This window comes from Oryzihumus sp. (assembly GCF_054325275.1).
The window spans coordinates 1-5,816 of sequence record NZ_JBTCWL010000119.1 but is presented as its reverse complement, the minus strand read 5'-3'; the positions used below and the strand labels follow the sequence as shown (position 1 = coordinate 5,816).

At 72.3% G+C, this 5,816-nt stretch carries 5 protein-coding genes and 1 pseudogene; 4 read left to right on the top strand and 2 right to left on the bottom strand.

Going from position 1 to position 5,816, the window contains the following annotated elements; all coding sequences use genetic code 11:
* The first annotated feature begins 156 nt into the window (after nucleotides 1-156).
* The 3 genes and pseudogenes from ACXVGS_RS18645 to ACXVGS_RS18635 all read left to right on the top strand — a co-directional run bounded on the left by ACXVGS_RS18645 (nucleotide 157) and on the right by ACXVGS_RS18635 (nucleotide 3,752).
* Complete coding sequence (locus ACXVGS_RS18645; protein WP_458536432.1) at nucleotides 157-300, top strand: hypothetical protein; 144 nt, start codon at nucleotides 157-159, stop codon at nucleotides 298-300.
* Between the two features lie 18 nt (nucleotides 301-318).
* Nucleotides 319-2,046 (top strand): annotated as a pseudogene (locus ACXVGS_RS18640) (DHA2 family efflux MFS transporter permease subunit).
* 473 nt (nucleotides 2,047-2,519) lie between these two features.
* Nucleotides 2,520-3,752, top strand: coding sequence for a baeRF10 domain-containing protein (locus tag ACXVGS_RS18635; RefSeq protein WP_458537354.1), 1,233 nt, complete (start codon nucleotides 2,520-2,522; stop codon nucleotides 3,750-3,752).
* Nucleotides 3,753-3,854: 102 nt separating this feature from the next.
* On the opposite strand, the gene ACXVGS_RS18630 is transcribed toward ACXVGS_RS18635, so the two are convergent.
* The gene (locus tag ACXVGS_RS18630; RefSeq protein WP_458536430.1) at nucleotides 3,855-4,295 is read right to left on the bottom strand and encodes an Hsp20/alpha crystallin family protein; all 441 of its coding nucleotides are present in this window, start codon (nucleotides 4,293-4,295) and stop codon (nucleotides 3,855-3,857) included.
* Nucleotides 4,296-4,695: 400 nt separating this feature from the next.
* Complete coding sequence (locus tag ACXVGS_RS18625; protein ID WP_458537353.1) at nucleotides 4,696-5,265, bottom strand: helix-turn-helix domain-containing protein; 570 nt, start codon at nucleotides 5,263-5,265, stop codon at nucleotides 4,696-4,698.
* Nucleotides 5,266-5,423: 158 nt separating this feature from the next.
* Here ACXVGS_RS18625 and ACXVGS_RS18620 point away from each other — a divergent pair.
* On the top strand, nucleotides 5,424-5,816 hold a 393-nt coding region (locus ACXVGS_RS18620; RefSeq protein WP_458537352.1), incomplete at its 3' end, for an FAD-dependent oxidoreductase.

Sequence of the window (5,816 nt, the reverse complement as noted above, 5' to 3'; positions counted from 1 at the left end):
TCCCGACCTGGCCGAGCCCGACCACGACGACGTCCCCAACCTCGACCGCGTCGAGCGTGTGCCCGACGCCTCGCACTGGGTCCACCACGACCAGCCCGAGCGCGTCAACCGACTGCTCGCCGACTTCTTCGCCCCCGCCCTCGTCCCCAAGCCCAGGTGAGCGCCGACGCACCAGGAAGCAGCCGGTACCGCACGCTGCGCGTCGCCGGAACGGACACCGGCGTGCTGGGCGTGGTGATCGACGCGCCGCCGATGAACCTGCTCGCACTCGACCTCGGCGACCGCGTCGGAGCTCTCTGACAGGAAGAAACAGGTCCGATGGTGGAACAGGTGGCCGAGGCGCCGGGGACGTCGTCGCGTCAGCGCTGGACGCTTGTGCTGGTCTGCACGGCGGTGTTCATGCTGCTGCTGGACATCACCGTGGTGAGCGTGGCGCTGCCCTCGATCCAGCGGGAGCTGCACGCCAGCCTGGCGGACCTGCAGTGGGTCAGCGCCGCCTACGCCCTGGTGCTGGCCGTGCTGCTCCTGCCGGCCGCGACGACGGGGGACCGGCTGGGCCGGCGCCGGCTGTTCCTGATCGGCCTGGTCATCTTCACCGCCGGGTCGCTGGCGTGTGCGCTGGCCCCCACCGCGCTGGCGCTCCAGCTGTTCCGGGCGCTGCAGGGGGTCGGCGGCGCGGTGCTGTTCGCCACCGCGACGCCGCTGCTGCGCGTGGAGTTCTCCGGCGTGGCCCTGGCCCGGGCGCTGGGCGTCTTCGGCGCCACGCTCGGCGCTGCCAGCGCCATCGGGCCGCTGGCCGGGGGCGTGCTCACCGACCTCCTGGGCTGGCGGTCCATCTTCTTCATCAACCTGCCCATCGGCGTCGCGGCGTTCGCCGGTGGGGTGGCGATGCTGCGCGAATCCCGCAACCCGTCCGGCGGCCGGGCCGACTGGGTGGGCACGGCCCTGATCACCGCAGCGCTGACCGCGCTGATGTTCGCGCTGATCCGCGGCAACGCGGTCGGCTGGGGGAGCCCGACGATCGTGACCCTGCTCGCGGCCGCGGCTGTGGCCTTCGCCGGGTAGGTGTTCTACGAGCTGCGCCTCGCCGCCGCACCGATGGCCGATCTGCGGCTGTTCGGCCGGCGCAGCTTCGCCTCGACCGGGTTCGTGGCGTTCGCGATCTCGGCGACGGTCATCGGGATGATCATCTATCTGTCGCTGTACGTGCAGAACACCCTCGGCTACTCCCCGATCCAGGCCGGGCTGCGGTTCCTGCCGCTGTCGCTGGCCTCCTTCGCCGTCGCCCTGCTGACCGGCCGGCTGATCGGCAGGGTCGGGATGCGGGTGCTATTGGGTGTGGCCATGGTCCTGGCCGCGGCCGGGCTGGCCGCGATGGCGCACCTGAGCGCCACGTCCACCTGGCCGGTGCTGCTGCCCGGCCTCATCCTCGCCGGAGCGGGGCTGGGCATCACCTCCACCGCCCTGGCCTCGGCAGCGCTCGCGGCGGTGGAGCCGGCCCGGGCCGGGATGGCCTCCGGCCTGGTCAACACGCTGCGCCAGGTCGGCACCGCCACTGGTGTGGCCGTGTTCGGCGCCCTGTACGCCTCGCGCGTCACCGCCGCCACGCTGCACGCCCTCGCGGCCCTGCCCGCGCCGGCCGGCACCGCCCAGCGGCTGGCTGCCGCCGTCGCCTCCGGCGCCGGCACCCGGGTGGCCACCGCGGTCCCGCCCGCCGCCCGCGTCGCGGTGACCCACGCCGCGCGCGCCGGCACCGCCAGCGGGCTCAACGACGTCCTGCTCGCCGCGGCCGCCTTCGCCGCGCTCGCCGCGATAGCCGGCTTCGCCTTCGGACCAGACCCGGCGACTCGGCCGCAGCAGAGCCCAGCCCACAGCACACCCTCCGCTCAGCCGGTTGCGCCTGGCATCGGTCCCCGCGACCTGGCCCCATCGCTTCGACCCCCACGGGCTGAGGCCAGCCCCTTCGCTCCCCCCAGCCCCACCCCCGTCGGCGAGGTGTCCGCATCGCCGCGCACCATCCCCGACGACGACGGCGGTGGCTCGTAGTTGCTCGCCTTGTTCGCCGGAGAAGACGGGACCGGCACCTCCGATCGGGCAATGACCGCTGACTCGGCGGGCCGAGCGCCCGCACAGCCGGGGCTGACCAGGGCGTCCGCGGCGCGGTTGCCTCCCACGAGGAGCCGGGACTCCTCCTCACCGGACGGGAGCGACCAATGGTGGGCACCTCCCGGGCTCCTGTCGGGTGTGTCCGGCCCCCTCACCCCGCCGGCGACGGGGGTCATGCGGCGCTGTGCTGCCTGGTCGGCTGGGTGCGCGCCCGGGAGCTGCGCGCCACCGCGTAATCGGCTGATCCACCACTGGACCTGGGCGGCACGGGTGACGTACGGTCCGGCCCGGTGGAGGGCTGAGCCAGCGGCCGGCACACCTGAGCAGAGTGCGCCCGACGGCTCCACGGCACGGCTCAGGCACCCGGGCCCGGCGCGAGCCCCTCGGGTGCCCTCGCACACGCGGGAGATCCGATGATCGCTCGAGCCGCTCTCGACCGCCTTCTCGACTTCCGGGCCGACGGCGGTCCACCCGTGGTCTCGGTGTACGCCGCCGCCCCCGTGGACCCGAAGGAGAAGGTGCACGTCCGCGCCCGGGTCAACAGTCTGCTGCAGGGTCTCGATCCCCTGGTCGAGAACCGGGAGCTCGACCGTGAGACCCGGCTGTCCATCCGGCAGGACATCGAGCGGCTGCGCGAGGTCGTCGCGGACGAGCACTGGCGTCCGCACGGTGTCGGCCTGTTCTGCTGCTCGGCGCGGGACTTCTTCGAGTCGGTGGAGCTGCCCCGGGAGCCGAGGGAGCGGGCGCTGGTCGACGCGACTCCGTGGGTGCGACCGATCGCCGCCATGCTCGACAAGGACCACCGGGTCTGCGTGGTCACCCTCGACCGCGGTCACGCGGTGTTCTGGGAGCACCGCGTCGGGCGGGACGACGAGCTCGTCCGGATCGACGAGGTGGAGGACCGGGTTCTGCGCGACGCCGACCACACCGGCGGACGCTTCGGGGGGCAGGAGTACACGACCCATCACAAGGTCACCGAGCTGGCGAAGAAGCACTTCCGGCACGTGATCGCCAGGCTGGAGAAGCTCTTCTTCCCCGAGCTGGACCACGAGGTGCAGTACGAGGAGGTCGTGGAGGGGCGCTCGCCGCGGGACGTCGGGGCGGACGAGAGCTACGACCTGCTGGTGGTCGCCGGGCACGGCGAGCGGGTGTCCGGCTTCCTCGAGGAGTTCCCCGACCGCTTGCGCCAGCGGCTCGCCGGCACGTTCACCGATCCGTCGGTGGACGACCGCAAGGCGCTGGAGGTCCAGGTGGACGAGGTGCTGGAACGCTGGGAGCGCGACCGGGAGCAGCAGGGGGTCGAGCACGTCCTCGAGGTCGAGGCGATGGGCGGCCTCGGCGTCACCGGGTTGCACACGTGCCTGTGGGCCGCGTCCTCGAAGGCGATCGACACCCTGTTCCTGCGGGAGCAGGACGAGGCCCCCGGGGTCGTCTGCGACGGGTGCGGCTGGCTCGGCGAGGAGGGCGAGGTCTGCCCGGTCGACGGCCGGCCCTTGCGCCGCACGCCGGACATCGTCGACGAGATGCTGCAGAGCGTGCTGCGCGACAGCGGCACGGTGCACACCCTCGAGGACGGCGTCGCGCCCGAAGCGCGCAGCCCTCTGGCGCACCTGCGCTTCCCTCTGCCCCCCGAACCACCGGGCTGAGCCGACCACGTCCCGCCGACGACGTCACCCGGGAGGCGACCGGAAGGGCCGCTCCCGGGTGGCCCGGCGCTGCCCGCTGCGGCGGAAGACCGGGAGCCGACGTCAGCTGGAGGAGACGGAGATCTTGCGGGGGATCGACCGCTGCGACTTGGGCACGGTGATCGTCAGGACGCCGTTGTGCATGCGTGCGTCGACGTTCTCCGGGTCGATGTCGCCCGGCAGGGTCACCGAGTACTCGAACTCGCCGACGCGGCGGGTTCGCCGGCGGAGGATGCCCTTGCGTTCCCGCTCCTTGAGCTCACCGGTCACCGTCACCTCGCGGCCGTTGACCTCGATGGTGACGTCGGACTCGGCGACCCCGGGCAGCTCGACGTCAATGACGTAGGCGTCGTCGGTCTCCTCGACGTCGGCCAGCGGCACCCACTGCTCGGGTGGGGCGGTGCGGGCCGATTCCCACAGGTGGCTCATGCGGTCGTAGAGATCATCCAGCTCGCGGAACGGGTCCCAGCGGGTTGCGCGGGAAGGTGGGACGGACAGGCTCATCGCCCTGTTCTCCTGACCGGGGTCTTCCGGCGGTCGGTCACTCCGGGACTGGGAGCGACCGCCGGTGATCCCGGCCCCCAGGATGCCGCAGCCTTGCGCGGGGGAGAAGGGGGCGGCTCACCGATGCTCCGACCAGGTGTTCGCGCATCCAGGCCGATAGCCGCCCTTCATAGCGTCGGTCGGCACGACGCGATCCGTGGTGCAGGTGGTGGTGTAACTCACGGAGGCCAGGAGCAGCGCGACCAGCGCGCGGCGCAGGGTGGACGAGCCGGTCGGCCCTCGGAATTCCTCGAGAGGTCTTCGGGTGTCGTGACGACCTACCGTCCGTCGGCCGCGCCGGGGTGTCCGCGTACGCCGCCGAGCCACGCGTCGAGATCGAGGCCCTCCGCCGATCGACCCGTCAGTACATCGGCGGGCTCATCACCCAGATGGAGCGGGCCGGCTCATCACCGGGATTCCGATATCCGTGCGGCAGGCGCGGATCCAGGAGCAATGAGTCGCCCTCCTCGAGGACGTACGCCTGACCGTTGCTGGTCACCTCCAGCCGACCCGCCAGCACGATCACGCATTCCTCGTCGGCCGGGTGGGTGTACGGCTCCTCGCCGGAGTTGTCACCCGGCGCCACGGCGGAGTAGACGATCTGCAGCGTCTTCGCGCCCGGCGGGGTCAGCAGGTAGTCGTCCAGCGAGCCGGCCGGATGTGCCAGCCGCTTGCGCTCGCCGGCTCGGACCACCATGCCGGTCGGTTCCGAGCCGACGAACAACGAGGCAACGCTCTCGCCGAGGGCTTCTGCCATGCGGCGCAGCGAGGCCATCGACGGGTTGGCGACGCCGCGCTCGACCTGGGAGACGAAGCTCTCCGACACCCCGGACGCCTCTGCCACCTCGCGCAACGTGACGTGATGGCGCCGACGGAGCTCGCGTAACCGCCCGCCGAGGTTGTCCGCGGGGTCTGCAGAAGTGCTGGTCACCGATCGCCGTTCGTCCGTTCCAAGGGGGCGGCCCGACTCTAGCGGGGTCGACACGGTGTAGCGGCTTGTGCGGTGGACCACTCCTGAAGTAGCGTCACCGAAACTGAAGTCACACTACAGATTCGGCCCGACTGGGCACCGCATTTCCGAGGAGACACGTGAGCACCCAGAGGCATGCTGAAGTTGCCGGCGCAGGACTGGCGGGGCTGACCCTGGCGACGGCCCTCGCGCAGCGCGGCTGGTCCGTGCGCGTGCACGAGCGTGGGTCGGAGTTGCGCGAGATCGGCGCCGGCATCTACCTCTGGGAGAACGCACTGCGCGCCTTGGAGGACATCGGGGCCTACGACGCGGTCGCCGCCCGTGGCGAGCGCATCAACAGCCCGGAGCTGCGCGACCACAAGCAGCGGCTGCTGCAGCGAGAGTGGCTGCGGGACGGTCGTCTCTACACCGTCGTCCGCCGCGACCTGCACGCCGCGCTGGCCGACGCCGCGAAGCAGGCGGGCGTCGAGATCGAGACCAGCTCCGTGGTAGCAGGTGCCACGCCGGACGGC